Genomic DNA, 17,017 nt, shown 5'->3' with positions numbered 1-17,017 from the left:
AACGCGGTCCGTGGCAACACGGGCCGCGTCGTCGTTTGCGGCTATTGGCCGCTCAGCGTCATCTTCGATGTGTCCGGCGCGCCAGCGTTCAAGAAGCCGATGAACTCCCGGAGCATCGGCACCCGACGCGGACGGAAGCTCTCCTCCGTCGTGCTGATATCGACGATGCGGTCGACGCGGAACTTGCGGTAACCTTCTCGAAGGCAGCACCAGGCGAGAAGCACCAGAACCCGTTCCAGATAGACGATGGCAAGCGGCAAAACCTGCCGGTCGGTCCGCTGCCCCAAGGCATCCACATAGCCGATGATGACGGCGCATTCCTGCCAGGAGGCTTCGCGCAGCAGGGAGACATCGACGGTTGGCGGCCCTCTCCTGTCGAAGCGATAGACCTGCGAGACTGCATGAAGCGCCTGGCGTTGCAACCGATCGGGCAGTGTCGCCGTTATCTTGGAAAGGACGGCGCGTGCCGCCGCGGCAAGATCCGGCTCGCCCATGTGCTGCACCTCGGCAAGGCCGAGCACCAGCGCCTCGATCTCCAGGCGGGTAAAGGTTTGCGGCGGCAAGGCGATATCCTCCGTCAGCCGGTAGCCGAAGCCGCGCTCGCCATCGATGACGGCGCCGGCGGCGCGCAGGCTGTCGATGTCCCGATAGAGCGAGCGCAACGACACGCCGGTTTCCTCGGCAAGGCGGGCCGCCGTTGCCGGGGAGGGGAGTGTGCGCAGCGCCTGGAGCAGGCGGAACAGACGATCACTACGGGCCATGGCTGAAAGATAGACGAACCCTACTGACGAAAACTGGCAGTTGGCCGACTGTATAAGATCCGCATCGCCAAACGCAACCGAGGATCCAGACTATGCTGACACTCTTTCACGCCCCGCGCTCGCGCTCGTCGCGCATCATCACCCTGCTTCGCGAACTCGATGCTCTCGACAAGGTGGAAGTCGAGATCGTCGACATCACTCGCGGTGACGGCAGCGGTCGAAAGGATCCGGCGAACCCGCACCCGGAGGGTAAGGTGCCGCTGCTCGTTCATGACGGTGTGGTGCTCTGGGAAACCATTGCGATCATCCAATACCTGACCGACCTCTTCCCGGAAAAGAGGATGGCGCCGCATGTTGGCGATCCGCAGCGTGGCCGTTATCTCAGCTGGCTTGCCTGGTATGCCGGTGTGGTCGAGCCGGTGCTGATCGCGCAAGCCGCGGGGGTTTCGCACCCCTATTTCGACGCCACCTTCCGCGGCCCGACAGAGATGGCGGCACGCCTGGAAAACGCGTTGAAGGACAGTCCCTATCTGATGGGCGAGCACTACTCGGCGGCCGACCTGCTCTTGCATTCGCCCTTCGCCTGGTATCCCGCGGCAACACCGGATAGCGCCGTCATCAAGGACTGGGTCGAGCGCTGTGGCGCGCGGCCGTCGCTACAATGGACCGCGGATTTCGATGCCCGGGTGGCAGCGGTAGCCTGACGGCGCCGGCAACGCGCCAACTCCGCCCCGGTTCCGGTCCGAAGGGGGCATGGTGGCCCAAGGCTATTTTCGCTTGAGATTGATCTCGCTCGTGACGATCCGCTTGCCGGAAGCGGGATCGACGTCGATCGTCTTCAACTGCATCCCGTTGGTGCCGACCTTGCGTAAGGTCAGGTCGGCACTGCGGTCGCCATTGACTTCCTTCGCCCATCGAATGGTGAGGTTGATCGCATCGCCGCGTCGTGTGCCGTTGAGCCCGGCGCGGCCGCCGCGGGGGCCGAGATAGGAGCCGCTATAGGTGGACCCGGTAAAGCGCAGCTTCGCGTCGATGGATCGCGAGATCAGCAGCATGCCGCGGCAGACGCCCTCCATCGATAGAGCCGCGTCGCTCGCCTTGGAACTGAAGTTGCAGGAAATGTTCATCGGCGACATGTGAGCACGGATGCGCACCGTTCCGGTGCCTGCCCAGTTGCCGCCAAGGGTCTTCAAGAACGCGCCCTCGTCTGCCCGTGAGGCACTCGTGGACGGCAAGATGAGTGCGGCCATCAGGAGCCATCGCCACATGCCTTGCACCTCCCATTTGCGTGGATGCTGCAACACCCCGTTGCCGCACATGAGCGTCAACGCAACATGTGGCGGCGAAGTTCCTCATTGGCTTCTTTATCTGGCCGGATCTTACGATCGATCAACAATCGGGCACGCATCCGGGCAGCCATCAAAATGTGATCCCTGGCGCTGTTGTATCAGATTTGCCTGCACGTGCGGTGCTGTTTTCAATTTCCCGTATTAACGTTGTTCTCTGAAACAGCGTCTCGTCGTCCCCATCCGTAAAAACGGGTAAAGACTTCGTTACCTTGTAAGTATAGACCTCGATCTGCGCTGTCTGTCCGATTTAGCTATTGGCCGCCGGGGCGGGAGGGGGACTGGTTTATGTTCGGTGTTACGCGCTTTTTGCCTTTTTCAACCGATCCGGGTGCCCGGGTCCGCCTAAAGGCACCCGCCAGCCACCGGTTCATTTCACGCGGTCGCAAGCAACGAACAGCGGTTACGCTGTCTGGAGACTGCCCGTGACGGCGCGATCCGAATGTGTCCGATCTCCGGACGGCGAAACGCCGTTCACGCCTGAGCGGTTCGTCGGCGATCCGCTCTTTGGGGAGGCGTTGCGTCAGGCGGCCCTTCATATGGTTGCGATCCATGACGCCGCTCCGCGCATCGTGCGCTACACCGCCAGCCTGAGAAAATGGCTGCTCACCCAGGCCATCCTGACGCTGCATTTCGAGCGTCTGACCGACCCATCCCGCCCCGAACTGACGGCGGCAAGGCTGATCGACTTTATCGCCGGCAACAACGTAGCCAGCAAGAACACGGCAGCGGCGCACCTGGCCGAGATGCGCAACTATCGACTGCTTCTCGATGCGGAACAGGGCGGTGACAAGCGGATCAGGCCCCTGATCCTTTCCGATGTCGCCGAGGGCCTGATCCGGCAGTGGTTCGAGGGGCACCTTTCGTCGCTCGACAGGCTCGACGAGGGGACAAGGCTGGCGCAGTCGCAAACCGAGCCGACCTTGATGCATCATGCGCTCCCGCGTGCGATGCGGCGGCTCATCGCGGATCGCGCCTGGTGCGAGCCACCCGAAAGCATCGCCGCTTTCGTCTCGACGGAGTCAGGCAGCAACATCCTGCACGACCTGGTGGCGCGGCTGCCGACGGGCGTCCTGCCCGATCAGCGGATTTGGATCGGGCCCCTGAAGCCAGGTGAGATCTCCAGCCGCTACATCATCTCGCGCACCCATGCGCAGAGGGTTTTCGCGCGTGCCGGTGATCTCGGCGTTCTCGGCTGGGAGAGTTCCGGCAGCCGCGGTCCGCTCTGGATTTCGCGTGACCTGGTCGACGATTACCGCCATTGGCAAGCGGTCAAGTTTGCCGCACTCGATGAAGCCTTCGCCTGGGCAGCGTTGCAGGCAAGGTGAACGGCGGGCGCGGCCTGAGCGCGTGCAGATTGCTGCTTGCGACGCGTGCCGGTCGGCTGTCGCTTTCAGCAGGTGCTGACCCGCCCATGACGCTGGACGTGCGGCAGCAAGAAGCGGGACGGAAATCGGACCGCAGCCTGCCTACAGACTGTGCAGAACCTGCGTCGCCTTCACCGCGGCAGACGCCCGGTTCTCGACGCCGAGCTTCACATAGATCTGCTCCAGATGCTTGGTGACCGTGCGCGCGCTCAAGCCGAGGATCTCGCCGATGTCGCGGTTCGCCTTGCCCTTGGCGATCCACAGCAGCACCTCCGATTCCCTTGGGGTCAATGCGAAGTGCTGGCGCAACACCGCATCGTCGGAGCGGCGGTTTTCGGCGGTGAGGCGGAAGAGATGTTCATTCGGGCCGATCGAGCCGAGGAAGGATATCTGCAGGGACGACTGCTCGGGCTGGTCGAGCGTGAAGGTGCCGTCGTCGGGCGCTCCGGTGCGCAGGCGGTTTGCCATCCAGCCCGCGATGCGCCGGGTGACGATCGCCATGCCATCGTCGCGGCCGGTTGCGGCGTTGACGAGACGCGTCGCCTGCGGCGTCGACCAGCAGACGCTTCCGTCGCTGCGCACCGCGAGCAGATGGCGGCCGGCCGCGTCAAGTGCGACCCGTGCGCTCTGGGCCGAACGCGCGTTCGAGAGATGGACGCGAATGCGCGCCCTCAGCTCATCGATGTTGATCGGCTTGGTCAGATAGTCGACGCCGCCGGCCTCGAGCGCACGCACCACATGTTCGGTCTCGGTCAGCCCGGTCATGAACAGCACCGGCGTCTGGCCGACGGCGGCGTTGCCCTTGAGGCGTCGGCAGGTCTCGAAGCCATCGATCCCGGGCATGACGGCATCGAGCAGAATGACGTCGGGCGTGATGCGCTCGGCGATCGAAAGGGCGGCGCTGCCGGAGGTCGCGATCAGCACGGAAAAGCCGGATTGCTCCAGCGCTTCCGTCAAGAAACCGAGCGCCTCCGGGGAATCGTCGACGAGAAGCACGATGTCGCGGCGGTCGTTGGTCTCAGCCATGGGCATCGTCTCCGTTGGCTGCGTTGTTCTTGAGGAAGGCGTCGTAGCCCGAGAGGTCGAAGGCCTGCACATAGGCGCGGGCGGCCTCAGCGAAGGGCTGGTGTTCGGGCTGCAGGGCAATCTCCGTCAGTTTGGCTTCGATGCCCCTGACATAGCCGATCTCTCCAAGGCGGATCAGCTCTTCCACGTGATAGGCGTCGGGGCGCGTCAACGGTTCGGCCGCCGGCGACGGGTGTGCTTGCTTCTCCTCTCCCTCGTGAACCCAAGTGAGGCCAAGGTGCACGGCGAGCTTGTCGGCGAGTTGCCCGACGGGGAAGGGCTTGGCGAGCGTGTCGTTGTGGCCGCGGAATGCTCCGGTCGCCGAGCCATCGCCGATATTGGCCGAAAGCATGATGATCGGCGCGATCTGCCCGCCCTGGCGCAGCCGCTCGACAAGCTCCCAGCCGCTCATGCCCGGCATCGAGATATCGATCAGGAAGAGGTCGGCGCCGAGGTCTTGAAGCAGCGCCAGACAATCGGCTCCGGACGCGGCCGTCAGCACCGTGAAGTCCATCGGCACGAGGATCTCGCGCATGAGGTCGCGATGGTCGGCATTGTCGTCGACGATGACGATGGTGCGGCGCGGGCCGAGATAGGAGGTGATACGGCGCGGGGCTGCGGGAGGTAGCGGACGATCTACCGCCGACAGCATCAGCCGGACGCGGAAGGTGGTGCCTTGCCCAGGCGTGCTGGTGACTGCGATTTCGCCGCCGAGCGTCTGCGTCAGGAGCCGCGTGATCGTCAGGCCGAGGCCGAGGCCCGGCATACTACCGAGATGTTCGGCCTCGCCGCGCTGGAACGGATCGAAGATGCGCGGCAAATCCTTGTCGGCAATGCCGCGGCCGCTGTCGGCAATCGTGAAGGTCGCCACCTGGCTGCGATAGGCGACATCCAGGCGGATGCCGCCACGCTCGGTGAACTTCAATGCGTTGGATAGGAGATTGACGAGGATCTGCCGCAGGCGCTTTTCGTCGGTCTTCACATGGCGTGGCAGGCCGCTAGCGCGCTCGTGCTCGAAGCTGATGCCCTTGGCCAATGCCTGCGGCCGAAACATTTCGACGATCTGGTCGAGGAAATCGTGAATGTTGATCTCATTGGAATAGACCTGCAGCTTGCCGGCCTCGATCTTCGAGATATCCAAGAGGCCGTCAATCAGGCCGGAAAGATGGTCGGCGCTGCGCTTGATCACCTTGATCGCGCCCTGACGCGCCGGGGGGATCGTCTCGTCGCGCTCCAGAACCTGGGCGTAGCCGAGCACGGCGTTGAGAGGCGTGCGAAGCTCATGGCTGAGGCCGACGACATAGCGGCTCTTGGCGCGGTTGGCTGCTTCCGCTGTTTCCTTTGCCTGCTGGAGTGCGGCGTCGGTCTTCTTGTGGGCGGCGATTTCCTTCAGAAGCAGGGTGTTCTGGCGCGAGGATTCTTCTTCGGCGACGACGCGGCTGTCATGGGCGAGCACGTAGAACCAGGAGACGATACCAGCGAGCACGGCAAAGACGAAGAAGACGACGGCGACCGTGCGCTCGACGACCGCAGCGATCTCGGGAGATGTGCCGGCGGTCTGGTGGGCGATCATCGCGAGGATGAGGCCGATGCCGGCGATCGACAGCACCGCAGAGATCGCGTAGCGGCCGAGCCGCGTCGCGAGCTTTTCCGTGACGGTGCGTGGAAGCAACGTGGTCGCGACGGTCGCGACCTGGGCGTTGAAGCGGGCCTTCGGCTTGCACATGTCGTGGCAGCGGCTGTCGAGCGAGCAGCAGAGCGAGCAGATCGGCGCTGCATAGGCGGGGCACCAGGCCATGTCCTCCGGCTCGAACGGATGCTCGCAGATCGAGCAGGTGATGTCCATCCGGTTGGCCCAGCTCCTGCGCGGCTTGCGCGCGAGATAGAACTTGCCGTCGGTGCCCCAGGCAATCAGCGGCGAGGCGATGAAGGCGACGACCAGCGCGATGTATGGCGCGAGCGAGGCGGCAATCTCGCCGAAGGCACCGAAATGCGCTGTCAGCGCCACGGTCGCCGAGATCGCCATCGCGCCTAGACCCACAGGGTTGATGTCGTAGAGATGGGCGCGCTTGAACTCGATGCCGGGAGGCGACAGGCCGAGCGGCTTGTTGACGAAAAGATCGGCCGAAATCGTGCAAAGCCAGGCCATGGCGATAATGGAGAAGACGCCAAGCGTTTCTTCAAGCAGCCGATAGATGCCGAGCTCCATCAAAAGGAGCGCGATCGCTACGTTGAAGACCAGCCAGACGACGCGGCCCGGGTGGCTGTGGGTCAATCGTGAAAAGAAGTTCGACCAGGCGAGCGACCCGGCATAGGCGTTCATGACGTTGATCTTCAACTGCGACACGACGACGAAGGCGACCATCAGGAGAAGTGCTGCCGTATCGGAGGGGATCATGTAGCCGAAGGCGGTGTAGTACATCTGCGCCGGATCGGCGGCTTTGGTCGAAGGCACACCGGCAGAAAGCGCCAGCACCACCAGGAACGAGCCGGCGAGCAGTTTGGGCGCGCCGACGATCACCCAGCCGGAACCGGCGAGAAAGACGGCGATGCGGTGGTGCAGCTTGCGCTGTCCGTCCGGCGGCAGGAAGCGCAGGAAGTCGACCTGTTCGCCGATCTGCGCCATCAGCGCGAAGATGACGGCAGAGGCCGCACCGAATTCGACGAGGTCAAAAGGCGCGAAGGTACCCGGAGGACCCGAGGCGTGATGCATGCCCGCATAGGCGAGCCAGGCGCCGACCTTCTCCCAATCGGCAAAGGCGATGAAGACGAAGGGCAGGACGTTGAGCACGATCCAGAACGGCTGCGTGATCAACTGGAACTTGCTGATCAGCCGCACGCCATGGGTGACGAGCGGGATCACGACGACGGCGCTCAGGATGTAGCCGATCCAGAGCGGTATGCCGAGCGCCAGTTCGAGTGCGCCCGACATGATCGAGGCCTCGATCGCAAAGAGGATGAAGGTGAAGCTGGCATAAATCAGCGAGGTCACCGTCGAGCCGATATAGCCGAAGCTGGCGCCGCGGGTGAGCAGATCGATGTCGACACCGTGGCGGATCGCATAGCGGCTGATCGGCAGGCCCACGGTCAGGATCATCAGGCTGGCGACGACGATCGCAACGATCGCATTGGTGGTGCCATAGGACATGGTGATGGCGCCACCGATCGCTTCCAGCGCCAGAAAGGAGATCGCGCCGATGGCGGTCTGGGAAATGCGTTCGGAAGAGAAGCGCCGGGCGCTCTTGGCGGTGAAGCGCAGCGCATAGTCTTCAAGCGTCTGGTTGGCGACCCAACGATTGTATTCCCGCCGGACGGGAATGATGCGCTGGCGTGCCGCCATGGGGGTCCTAACGTGCTGTCGCGGTAGTCTCTGCCTTTTTTCTTAGCACGGAAATTTTCTGCTTAAAATTGCTGCAATCGTAAAATGTGTCGGTAAAGCGGAAAATATGAGCGTGCCAAAATCGGATGCCCCATACTTTGAGAATGAGATCAGTTGCGGAGTGCAGCGGCCGTCAGTTGGGCCGGCAATAGATCGGATTGCTGATGGCCCGGCGGATCGTCTGTTTCGAGAGATCGTCCTCCGAGAGCGCCCAGGGCAAATTTTTGCCGTGGAGGGCCTCCCGGAATGTCTCGACGATCGCGCTCCGGTTGGCGGCCGCGGCGATTTCGGTCCGCAGGAACCGATCGGGCGAACCGGCATAGTGGGCGGTCCAGTCGTCAGCTTCGATGGTCTCTTCACCGACGATGCCGGAAGCGTCTAGCCACAGCAGCCGGTCGCCCTGGGCGCCGCGAGCCAAGGCCTCTGCGGTCACTGGGCCAACCACGGTCGATCCCATCGGTTGGCCGTTGGCGATCAGTTCGAGATGCGGGCCGGTGGGGCTTTCCGTCACGTAGCCGTGGCCCGATCTCATCGTGGCGAGCACGGCGTCTTCGGAGAGTTCATTGAGCCAGAGCACCGTCGTCGGGCGGGCGAGCACCAGCGGTCCCTCCGGCAATAGCCGCGCCGGTTGGTGGAAGTCGCTGCCGCCGATGGCGGAGATCTTCAGGCCCGAGGCGAGGCGCTGCTGGTAGCGCTCGAGCGACACCCAGTTCCAGGCGAGCCAATGGGATTGCCAGACCTCCATGCAGTCGATCTCAGGCAGTTCGTAGTCCCAGGGGATGGTCGGCTTGTCGTGGTTGACCGAGAGCAGGCCGCCGCGCTCATGCACCATGCTCGCGAGCGTGCGGGCATGCTCCGGCTTCGTCATGCGAAAATCGACCCAATCGTCGACGCCGAAGACATTGGCGTGGCCGACGGCGGTGGTGATTTCCATGGCGCGGATGAAGATGAGGTCGGCGGAGGAATGCGGATGGAAGTAGCGCCGCTGGGTGATGGTGTTGTGGTCGGCGACCGCAAGAAAATCGAGACCCGCCTGTTTGGCGGCGGCGTGCAGCAGTTCGGGCGAGCCAGCCGCATCCGAGTGGAAGGTGTGGCAGTGCAGATCGCCGCGATACCATCCGGACTGTTTGCGCACGGGGAACGTTCTTTCCGGCTGCGGCACGATGGAGCGCGGGCTTCTGTCGAAATCGACCGTCACGCTGACCTCGGCGCCTTCTTCGGGGATCTTGTAGAGGCCGAGCATCACCTTCCACTGGCCGGGCGGCATCTCGCCGTGAATGTAGCCGGGCGTGGCGTCGTCGGTAGCGATGAAGAAACGGTCACGCGCGCCACCGCTCCAGCCGCGAAAACCCTGGGCGGTCGGATACTCGGTCGCCCGCGGATCAAGCGCGCCGAGATCGATGATGCATGCCTCTGACTTCGGATAGCTGAGCGTCGCGTCGATGCGCGTTACACCTTCGGGCACCTCGAAGGGCAGATAGAAATAGGGATCGGCCGCCTGATGCTTACGGGTGATGCGCACGGCAAATTCCTGCATGGCGGCCTCAGCGTTCGTCTGCCGCGGGAATGCGGGCGCTGCTGTCATCGAAGAGGGTGATGTGCCTGGCGTCGAAGGCGAGATGGACTGAGGTTCCGACCTTGATCTCGTCGTCGGTGAAGATGCGCGCGGTGACGCGACCGTTGTCGCCGCGCTCCAACGTGACGAGGCTCTCCGGCCCCATGTTCTCGTTGGCGAAGAGTTCGCCGGAAACCACGTTCAGGTCGCCTGCGGCCGCGATACGCAAATGTTCGGGGCGGACACCGAGTGTCATCCTGGCTGATTTCGCCGCCTTGGCGATGGCGTCGGTGAGCGCGATCGGTGCGAGCTTCAGGCCATCGGCGCGCAGGTGCAGGGCGCCATCGCCGATGGATGCTTCGACGGGGACGAGGTTCATCGGCGGATTGCCGACGAAGTTGGCGACGAAGGTCGTTGCGGGCCGGCGGTAAATCTCGATCGGCGGCGCGAACTGCACGATCCGGCCCTTGTCCATGACGGCGATGCGGGTTGCGAGCGCCATGGCTTCGGCCTGGTCGTGCGTGACATAGACGGCGGTCATGCCCATGTCGCGCTGCAGGTGGTTGAGGAAGCCGCGCGCTTCGAGCCGCAGCTTGGCATCGAGGTTCGAAAGCGGTTCGTCGAAAAGATAGACCTCGCTCGGATAGACGAGCGCACGTGCCAGCGACGTGCGCTGCTGCTGGCCGCCGGAGATCTGGCTCGGCAGCCGCTTCATCAGGTCGCCGATCTTGAGGACGTCGGCCACTTCCTTGGCGCGGGCGTGGCGCTTGGTCTCCTGCTCGCCGCGCACCTTCAAGGGATAGGCGATGTTGTCGGCGATGTTCATGTGCGGGTAGAGCGCATAGTCCTGAAAGACCATGGAGATGCCGCGGTCCTTCGGATGCAGGTAGGTGACGTCGCGGCCGCCGATCATCACCCGGCCAGAGGTTGGCGTTTCGAGACCTGCGATCATGCGCAGGCTCGTCGTCTTGCCGCAGCCCGACGGGCCGAGCAGGCAGATGAACTCGCCGTCGGCGATCTGGAAGCTGATGTCGGGCACGGCGACGAAGGCGCCGAAGGTCTTGGAGATGTTCTGGAATTCGACAGAGGCCATGACGGGTTTCCGATTACGACTTGATGCCACCAAAGAACCGGAAACCGAATTTCCAATTCACGAAGAGATAGAGGGCGATGACCGGCAGCGAATAGATCAGCGAATAGGCGGCCAGCAGCGTGACGATCGGCGTGCCGGCTTCCGAGTAGAAGGAGTAGATGGCGACGGATGCCGGCATCAGCTTGTCGCTGCGCAACAGGATGAAGGGGATGAGGAAGCTGCCCCAGATGTTGACGAAGGCCCAGACGACAACCACGACGATGCCCGGCCGGATGACCGGCAGCGCCACATCGAAGAACGCCTGGAGCGGAGAGGCGCCGGCGACCATCGCGCTCTCCTCATAGGAGCGCGGGATGGCGTCGATGAAATCACGAAGAATGAACATCGCCGTCGGCAACAGCCCGCCGGCAAAGACGAGAATGACGGCAAGATGGGTGTCGATCAGGCCTGCCGCGGAGATGATGAGGAAAATCGGCACCATCGCCGCCGAGCCTGAAACGACCGACGAGAAGAGCAGCAGGATATAGGTGACGGCGCCTTTGCCCGGGATCGGCGAGCGCGAGAGGGCATAGGCCGCAAGCGTCGCCGCCGCGCCGACCAGCACCACGCCGCCCGCCGCCTGGATGAGACTGTTCAGCAGCGCCTGCATCGCGAAGGTGTTCTGGAAGACGGTGGCAAAATTAGAAAGCGTGAAGGGTGAGGGGATGGCAAGGCCGAGTTCGGCACGGGCATTGAAGGGCGCAAAGATGAACCAGACGAGCGGCAGTGCGAAGATCGTGCCGAGGAAGGTGGCGGCGGCGGCAAAGATCGCGCGCCGCACGAAGATGTTCTGAGTCTTCTGCATCATTCCGCCTCCACCGGCTTCTTGTGGGCAAGGCGAAGATAGACGAGCGCGAAGGCGAGATTGATCAGCATGATGACCACGCCGACGGCAGCGCCCTTGCCGAACTCGAAATCCTTGAACGCGATGCGGTAGGTGTAAATCGACAGGATCTCGGTGCGATAGGACGGCCCGCCATGGGTGAGCAGGAACGGCGTGAAGACGTTGAAGGTCCACATGGTGATGAGGATGAGGTCGGTGACGACATGGCCGCGGATCAGCGGCAGCGCGATGTCGCGCAGCTTCTGCCACGAGGTGGCGCCGGCGACATCGGCTGCCTGGAAGTAACTCGGCGGGATCGACTGGAAGGCCGAGTTGAACAGCATCATCGAGAAGGCGGCGCCCCGCCAGGTGTTGAAAGACACGATCACCCAGAACGGTTGTTGCAGCAGCCAGTCGCCCGGCGGCAGACCGAGGCCGCGCAGGATCATGTTGAGCGTGCCGTTGTCATAGTCGAGGAAGGCGAACCAGGCAAAGCCGATCACCACCTCCGGCAGGATCCAGGCGGCGATGACCGCGGTCTGCAGGAAGGATTTGAGCGTCGGCGTGACCGTCTGGCTGAGCCAGGCGAGCAGCAGCCCGAGCAGCGCCTGGCCGATCAGCGCCGAGAGCAGCACGAACTGGATCGTCAGGATCAGCGAAAACCCGAACTGGCCGCGGGTAAAGAAGGTCGCCGGATTGAAGAGCGCGAAATAGTTCTGCAGGCCGACGAAATCGGGGTCGACGGCCGTGCGGCCGAGCAGTGTGCGGTTGGTGAAGGAAACGAAAATCACCCAGAAGAAGGGAACGATGACGAAGACCCCGACGAGGGCCGTGGCCGGTGCCAGAAAAAGCGCGCCGGCGCGCGTCGAAAGCAGGGAGAATTTCTTCATGCGCGTTTCATGCCCATATCCTGGATCGGGAGCCCGGCCACGGATGGCAGCCGGGCGCTCTGTCGTTGGATCGAAGCGGGATGAGGGCACCGTTGCGGCCACATCCCGCATTGGCTTTAGAGCGTGCTGACGGTGTTTTCTTCGCCGACGATGGCGATGACGGCCGCCTTGTACTGGGCCATCGCGTCCTCAGGCGAGAGCTCGCCGGAAACGACGCTTTCGGTCATGCGCTGGATCTCGGTCGAGACCTTGTTGTAATTGGCGTCGTTCGGACGGGCCGTGGTGATCGGCAGCAGCGTCGTTGCCGTTTCCGTCAGGAACGGCGAGTTCGGGATCGCCACGTCGTCGCGGATGCGGATGGCGGGCTGGATTTCCTGGAACGCGTCGAGCTGCTCCTTGCTGTTCATGAACGAGAGCAGCGCCCAGGATTCGGCAGGCGCGTCCGTATGCGGATTGATGACGAAGCCGGTGCCGCCGGACATCGTGACGAAATCCTGGCCGCGTAAGCCCTTTCCGGGTGCTGCGGCGGGCATCTTCTTCCAGGTCATGGTGTTGTCGCGATCGGCGACGGCGAATTCGGCGCCGGGCGCTGTGACCGAGCGATAGAACCAGTCGCCCTCGACGAGCATCGCCGTCTTGCCATCGCGGAAATTGGCGAAGGTGCGGTTGCGGCCGTCGGCAAGCAGCTGCGCGCGCTGGTCGCCGAGCTTGTCGTCGACATAGATGGTCTTGTAGAGCTTCAGCGTGTCGAGGATGCCCTGGCTCGAAACGATATATTTGCCGCTGTCGTCGGTGACCTGTTCGCCGGTGCCGAGCAGCGCCATCCAGTAGCCCTGCATCGTGGTCGCCTCGCCCATGGAGACGCCGGCGTTGAGCTGCAACGGGAAGCTGTCGGGGGCGGCCGCCTTGATCTTGCGGGCGGCGTCGAGCAACTCATCCCAGGACTTCGGCTGCCAGCTGTCGGCATCGAGCCCAGCCGATTTGAAGAGGTCCTTGCGCACGAAGATCATGCGGGCGTCGGTGCCGAGCGCGATGCCATAGGGCTTGCCCTGGTAGCTCATCAGCGCCTTGGTGCCGTCGGAGATATGCTGCCAGCCCTCCCACTTCGGAACGTCTGGGCCGGCCACTTCCTCGAGCGACTTCAGGAGATTGCCCTGGACGAAGCTCGGGATCAGGAAGCCGTCGAAGCCGGAGACATCAGGGCCGGCGCCGGTGGAGAAATCGAGCGCGAGCTGCTGCGTCAGCTGCTCGTCCTCGCCGCCAAACTGGGTGAGCTTGACGGTGACGTCCTTGCCTTCGGCCTTCATCTTCTCGGTAAAGGCCGGAATGACCTTCTTTTCGATCCACTCGGCCATGCCGCTGTTTACGCCGCCGATGATGCAGCGGCAGGTGATGTTGAGTTCGGTGGCGCTCACTGGTGCTGCAAAGGCGATGGCCGCGGCTGCGCCGAGCAATAGGGAATGAAACCTGGTACGCATGTTTTCTCCTCCCGGTCGATCCACTCAAGGACCTATGTGTCTGGCTGCGACAGTCCGTCCCTCCTCCAGGTCCGGCGTCCCGACGACGGTCAAGAATGAACACGCTTTCATCTTTGTCAACATGGATCATGTGTTCCGTTGGTAAAAATCGGCGGAATACTTATTCCGCTTGACGAAATCGTCGCGTTGCTCTCTTTTGTGAATGAACACGTTTTCATTTTGTGACGGATAGATGAACGAGCGCGCCGACAAGAAAGCTGCCCGAGCCACCGCAGACCAGGTGGCGCGCGAGGCCAATGTTTCCCGTGTGGCGGTCTCGCGGGCCTTCAATCCGAATGCGTCGCTGAAGCCGGAAAAGCGCGACCGCATCCTGCAGGTGGCGCGGGAGCTGAACTACACGCCCGACATGGCGGCACGCTCGCTGGTGACCGGTCGCTCGCATCTCGTCGGCATGATCGTGCCCGACGTCTGCAGCCCCTGGGAGAGCCAGGAGATCGACGCGTTGACGACGGCGCTGCAGGCGGAGGGCTTCGCGACGCTGCTCTTCAAGGCCAAGGCTGATTTCAGCATGGATCCGCGCCTGCTCACCTACATGCGCGGCTTCAATCCGGATTCCGTGATCGCGTTTACCGAGAACATCCTGCCCGATGTGCTCTGCGGCTTTCTCGACCGCGCGGTGCCGATCTACGTGATCTACGACGACGTGAAGCAGTTTGCAGGCGCCGCATCCGGTACGCTCTATGACCGCCTGCTCGTCCGGCAGAAAAACGGCATCGAGCAGGCGGTGGCCCTGCTTCAGGGCTATGGCGCGCGCCGCATGGCCTATCTCGGCGGCAAGGCGCAGTCGCTCGCCAATGCCGAGCGCGAGCGCACACTGAAGGAGACGCTCGCGGAGCGCGGCATGGATGCGCCGATCGTGCTTGCCGGCGATTACACCTACGACACCGCCTACCAGGCGACGCTCGATCTGTTCCGCATCGGCGAAGGTGCCGATGCGATCTTTGCGGCCAATGACGTCGGCGCCTTCGGCGCGATCGACGCGCTGCGCCACGAGCTCGGGCTTTCCGTGCCTGAGGACGTCAAGGTCGTCGGTTTCGACGACATCCCGCAGGCGCACTGGAAGAGCTACAACCTCACCACCGTGCGCATCGACCTCGAAGAGCGCGTGCGTGCGCTCGTCCGCCTCATCCTGATGCGGCTTCGTGCGCCCGATGCCGAGCCGTTTACCGAGACACTCAACACCCGCCTGATCGTGCGGGGCACCGTCGGCTGAAGGTAGCGAACATGACCGAAAAACGCATCCACGTCGTCTTCAAGACCCATCTCGACATCGGCTTTACCGATCACGCCGAGAAGATCCGAAAGCAGTATCACGAGCGCTTCATCCCGCAGGCGATCGAGACCGGCGCGCACTTCTACAACGAGAACCCGCACGAGCCGCTGTTCGTCTGGACGACGGGCGCCTGGCTGATCTGGGATCACCTGAATTCTCGCTCGAAGGAAGAGGTCGCCCGCCTTGAGCAGGCGATCGAGCGCGGCCTGATCCGCTGGCACGCGCTGCCCTTCACCACCCATACGGAGCTGATGTCGCCGGATCTTTTCAAGGCGGGGCTTTCCTATGCGCAGGAGCTGGACCATCGCTTCGGTCTGAAGACGATCGCCGCCAAGATGACCGATGTGCCCGGCCATACGCTCGGCATGGTGCCGCTGCTGGCCGAAGCCGGCGTGCGCTTCCTGCATATCGGCGTGAACTCCGCTTCGCCGCCGCCGGAAATCCCGGATATTTTTCGCTGGCGAGCGGCGGGCGGCGAGGAAATCGTCGTCATGTACCAGCGCTCCTATGGCGAGACCTATTTCCCCGAGGGTCTCTCCGACGGCTTGAGCTTCGCCCATACCAGCGACAACATCGGCCCGCAGAGCGTGTCGCAGACGGCCGAAGCCTATCGCGAGATCCTGAAACACGAGCCAGGTGCCGCCGTGCGCGCGGCGACACTGGAGGACTACGGCAAGCTTATTTGGGAGGCGCGCGAGCGTTTCCCGGTGGTGGAAAAGGAACTCGGCGACAGCTGGATCCACGGCAGCGGCGCCGATCCGGAAAAGATCGCCCGCTATCTGGCGCTGCAGCGGCTTTACGACCAATTTGCCGGCGAGCGGATGACCACAAGCCGCCAGGCCTTCGGCCGCAAGCTGGCGCTGGTCGCCGAACACACCTGCGGCGTCGACATCAAATCCTTCCTGCGCGACGAGAAGGCCTGGGCACGCCCCGCCTTCGAGGCGGCGCGAAAGACTGATCCTCGCTTCCACTATACCGAAGCGTCCTGGGCGGAGCAGCGGGCCTATCTCGACCAGGCGGTTGCAGAGCTGGACGGCGAGGATGCGGTCCGCGCCGAGGCGGCCCTTGCCGAGATTGCCGTTCCATCACGGCCCGAGGCGACCGAGGCTGCTACGCGGCTCGATGTCGGCGGCTGGATCATCGAGCTTGATCCGGTAACCGGCGACGTTTCCGCGCTGACTGCGCCCGACGGCCGGACGGTCCGTGGCGCCAACGGTTCGCTGATCGCCTATCGCTACGAAAGCTATGACGCCGGCGACGTTCGCCGCCACATGGATACGTACCTTACCCATTGGATGGACTGGGCGGTGCTCGACCACGACAAGCCCGGGCTTGCGAAGGTTGCGGAAGCGCGCTCGCAGGCCTACGCGCCCAAGCGTTGCGGCACGACCGCAACATCCGTCCTTGCAGTCATGCCGGCAGAAGCGGTGGAGCAATTGGGCGCGCCTGCCGAAATCGCCATCGAATTTTCCGCCGGCAAGGACGGGCTCGATGTCCGGCTGTCCCTCTATGGCAAGAACGCCAACCGTATGCCGGAAGCGAGCTTTCTGTCGTTCACGCCCGAGGGACGTTCCGCCTGGGATGTGTGCAAGATGGGGCACTGGCACGCCACCGACAATTTCGCCCGCGCGGGCGGTGCACAGCTGCAGGCGGTCACGGCGGTGAGGGGGCGCTCGGAACCGGGCGTCGAGCTGATGGTCGAAAACCTCGACACGCCGCTGGTGGCGCCGCAGTCCTGGCCGTTCATGGCCTTCTGCAAGGACCTGCCTGACTATTCCGCCGGTGTCCGCTTCAACATCCACAACAACAAATGGGGCACCAACTTCCCCATGTGGTGGGGCGGTGATTTCACCACGCGCTTCAAGCTTAGCTTCAGCGGTCGGTGATC

Annotated in this window: 13 protein-coding genes; 4 read left to right on the top strand and 9 right to left on the bottom strand. The window is 63.5% G+C overall.

Annotated features, from left to right (window positions below):
* Positions 1-41: 41 nt before the first annotated feature.
* Positions 42-761 carry a helix-turn-helix transcriptional regulator gene (locus FA04_RS26105; protein ID WP_034805707.1) on the bottom strand — a complete coding sequence of 240 codons (720 nt, stop codon included), beginning with the start codon at positions 759-761 and terminating at the stop codon, positions 42-44.
* A 92-nt stretch (positions 762-853) separates the two neighbouring features.
* Between FA04_RS26105 and FA04_RS26100 the strand changes: the two genes are divergently transcribed.
* The gene (locus FA04_RS26100) at positions 854-1,465 is read left to right on the top strand and encodes a glutathione S-transferase family protein (protein ID WP_034805722.1); all 612 of its coding nucleotides are present in this window, start codon (positions 854-856) and stop codon (positions 1,463-1,465) included.
* A 63-nt stretch (positions 1,466-1,528) separates the two neighbouring features.
* Here FA04_RS26100 and FA04_RS26095 read toward each other — a convergent pair whose 3' ends face one another.
* A complete protein-coding gene (locus FA04_RS26095) occupies positions 1,529-2,011 on the bottom strand; it encodes a hypothetical protein (RefSeq protein ID WP_234798786.1) in 483 nt (160 codons plus the stop codon).
* 521 nt (positions 2,012-2,532) lie between these two features.
* Between FA04_RS26095 and FA04_RS26090 the strand changes: the two genes are divergently transcribed.
* Positions 2,533-3,435, top strand: a complete 903-nt coding sequence (locus tag FA04_RS26090; protein WP_034805726.1) for a hypothetical protein — start codon at positions 2,533-2,535, stop codon at positions 3,433-3,435.
* Positions 3,436-3,576: 141 nt separating this feature from the next.
* Here FA04_RS26090 and FA04_RS26085 read toward each other — a convergent pair whose 3' ends face one another.
* The 7 genes from FA04_RS26085 to FA04_RS26055 form a co-directional block, all read right to left on the bottom strand.
* Positions 3,577-4,500 carry a response regulator transcription factor gene (locus FA04_RS26085; protein ID WP_034805728.1) on the bottom strand — a complete coding sequence of 308 codons (924 nt, stop codon included), beginning with the start codon at positions 4,498-4,500 and terminating at the stop codon, positions 3,577-3,579.
* Positions 4,493-7,879 carry a hybrid sensor histidine kinase/response regulator gene (locus FA04_RS26080; protein WP_034805730.1) on the bottom strand — a complete coding sequence of 1,129 codons (3,387 nt, stop codon included), beginning with the start codon at positions 7,877-7,879 and terminating at the stop codon, positions 4,493-4,495. The genes FA04_RS26085 and FA04_RS26080 overlap by 8 nt, the downstream gene beginning before the upstream one ends.
* Positions 7,880-8,051: 172 nt before the next feature.
* Complete coding sequence (locus FA04_RS26075; protein WP_029742804.1) at positions 8,052-9,455, bottom strand: CehA/McbA family metallohydrolase; 1,404 nt, start codon at positions 9,453-9,455, stop codon at positions 8,052-8,054.
* A gap of 7 nt (positions 9,456-9,462) precedes the next feature.
* Positions 9,463-10,566 carry an ABC transporter ATP-binding protein gene (locus FA04_RS26070; RefSeq protein ID WP_029742803.1) on the bottom strand — a complete coding sequence of 368 codons (1,104 nt, stop codon included), beginning with the start codon at positions 10,564-10,566 and terminating at the stop codon, positions 9,463-9,465.
* Positions 10,567-10,579: 13 nt separating this feature from the next.
* Entirely contained in the window at positions 10,580-11,410 is an 831-nt protein-coding gene (locus tag FA04_RS26065) for a carbohydrate ABC transporter permease (protein WP_029742802.1), read from the bottom strand.
* The gene (locus FA04_RS26060) at positions 11,410-12,318 is read right to left on the bottom strand and encodes a carbohydrate ABC transporter permease (RefSeq protein ID WP_029742800.1); all 909 of its coding nucleotides are present in this window, start codon (positions 12,316-12,318) and stop codon (positions 11,410-11,412) included. Before FA04_RS26060 ends, FA04_RS26065 begins: the two co-directional genes overlap by 1 nt.
* 116 nt (positions 12,319-12,434) lie before the next feature.
* Entirely contained in the window at positions 12,435-13,796 is a 1,362-nt protein-coding gene (locus tag FA04_RS26055; protein WP_029742799.1) for an extracellular solute-binding protein, read from the bottom strand.
* Positions 13,797-14,028: 232 nt separating this feature from the next.
* Here FA04_RS26055 and FA04_RS26050 point away from each other — a divergent pair, with 232 nt between their 5' ends.
* On the top strand, positions 14,029-15,069 hold the full coding sequence (locus FA04_RS26050; RefSeq protein WP_034805733.1) for a LacI family DNA-binding transcriptional regulator: 1,041 nt from the start codon (positions 14,029-14,031) through the stop codon (positions 15,067-15,069).
* An 11-nt stretch (positions 15,070-15,080) separates the two neighbouring features.
* The gene (locus FA04_RS26045) at positions 15,081-17,015 is read left to right on the top strand and encodes a DUF5054 domain-containing protein (RefSeq protein WP_034805735.1); all 1,935 of its coding nucleotides are present in this window, start codon (positions 15,081-15,083) and stop codon (positions 17,013-17,015) included.
* Positions 17,016-17,017 lie beyond the last annotated feature (2 nt).

It is taken from the genome of Ensifer adhaerens, assembly GCF_000697965.2.
Lineage (GTDB): Bacteria > Pseudomonadota > Alphaproteobacteria > Rhizobiales > Rhizobiaceae > Ensifer > Ensifer adhaerens.
This window is presented reverse-complemented; position numbering and strand designations above follow the sequence as displayed.

Bases quoted from the DNA above. Each gene is read 5' to 3' on its own strand.
- FA04_RS26105 (WP_034805707.1), bottom strand. From the start codon at position 761: ATGGCCCGTAGTGATCGTCTGTTCCGCCTGCTCCAGGCGCTGCGCACA.
- FA04_RS26100 (WP_034805722.1), top strand. From the start codon at position 854: ATGCTGACACTCTTTCACGCCCCGCGCTCGCGCTCGTCGCGCATCATC.
- FA04_RS26095 (WP_234798786.1), bottom strand. From the start codon at position 2,011: ATGGCCGCACTCATCTTGCCGTCCACGAGTGCCTCACGGGCAGACGAG.
- FA04_RS26085 (WP_034805728.1), bottom strand. From the start codon at position 4,500: ATGGCTGAGACCAACGACCGCCGCGACATCGTGCTTCTCGTCGACGAT.
- FA04_RS26080 (WP_034805730.1), bottom strand. From the start codon at position 7,879: ATGGCGGCACGCCAGCGCATCATTCCCGTCCGGCGGGAATACAATCGT.
- FA04_RS26075 (WP_029742804.1), bottom strand. From the start codon at position 9,455: ATGCAGGAATTTGCCGTGCGCATCACCCGTAAGCATCAGGCGGCCGAT.
- FA04_RS26070 (WP_029742803.1), bottom strand. From the start codon at position 10,566: ATGGCCTCTGTCGAATTCCAGAACATCTCCAAGACCTTCGGCGCCTTC.
- FA04_RS26065 (WP_029742802.1), bottom strand. From the start codon at position 11,410: ATGCAGAAGACTCAGAACATCTTCGTGCGGCGCGCGATCTTTGCCGCC.
- FA04_RS26060 (WP_029742800.1), bottom strand. From the start codon at position 12,318: ATGAAGAAATTCTCCCTGCTTTCGACGCGCGCCGGCGCGCTTTTTCTG.
- FA04_RS26055 (WP_029742799.1), bottom strand. From the start codon at position 13,796: ATGCGTACCAGGTTTCATTCCCTATTGCTCGGCGCAGCCGCGGCCATC.
- FA04_RS26050 (WP_034805733.1), top strand. From the start codon at position 14,029: ATGAACGAGCGCGCCGACAAGAAAGCTGCCCGAGCCACCGCAGACCAG.
- FA04_RS26045 (WP_034805735.1), top strand. From the start codon at position 15,081: ATGACCGAAAAACGCATCCACGTCGTCTTCAAGACCCATCTCGACATC.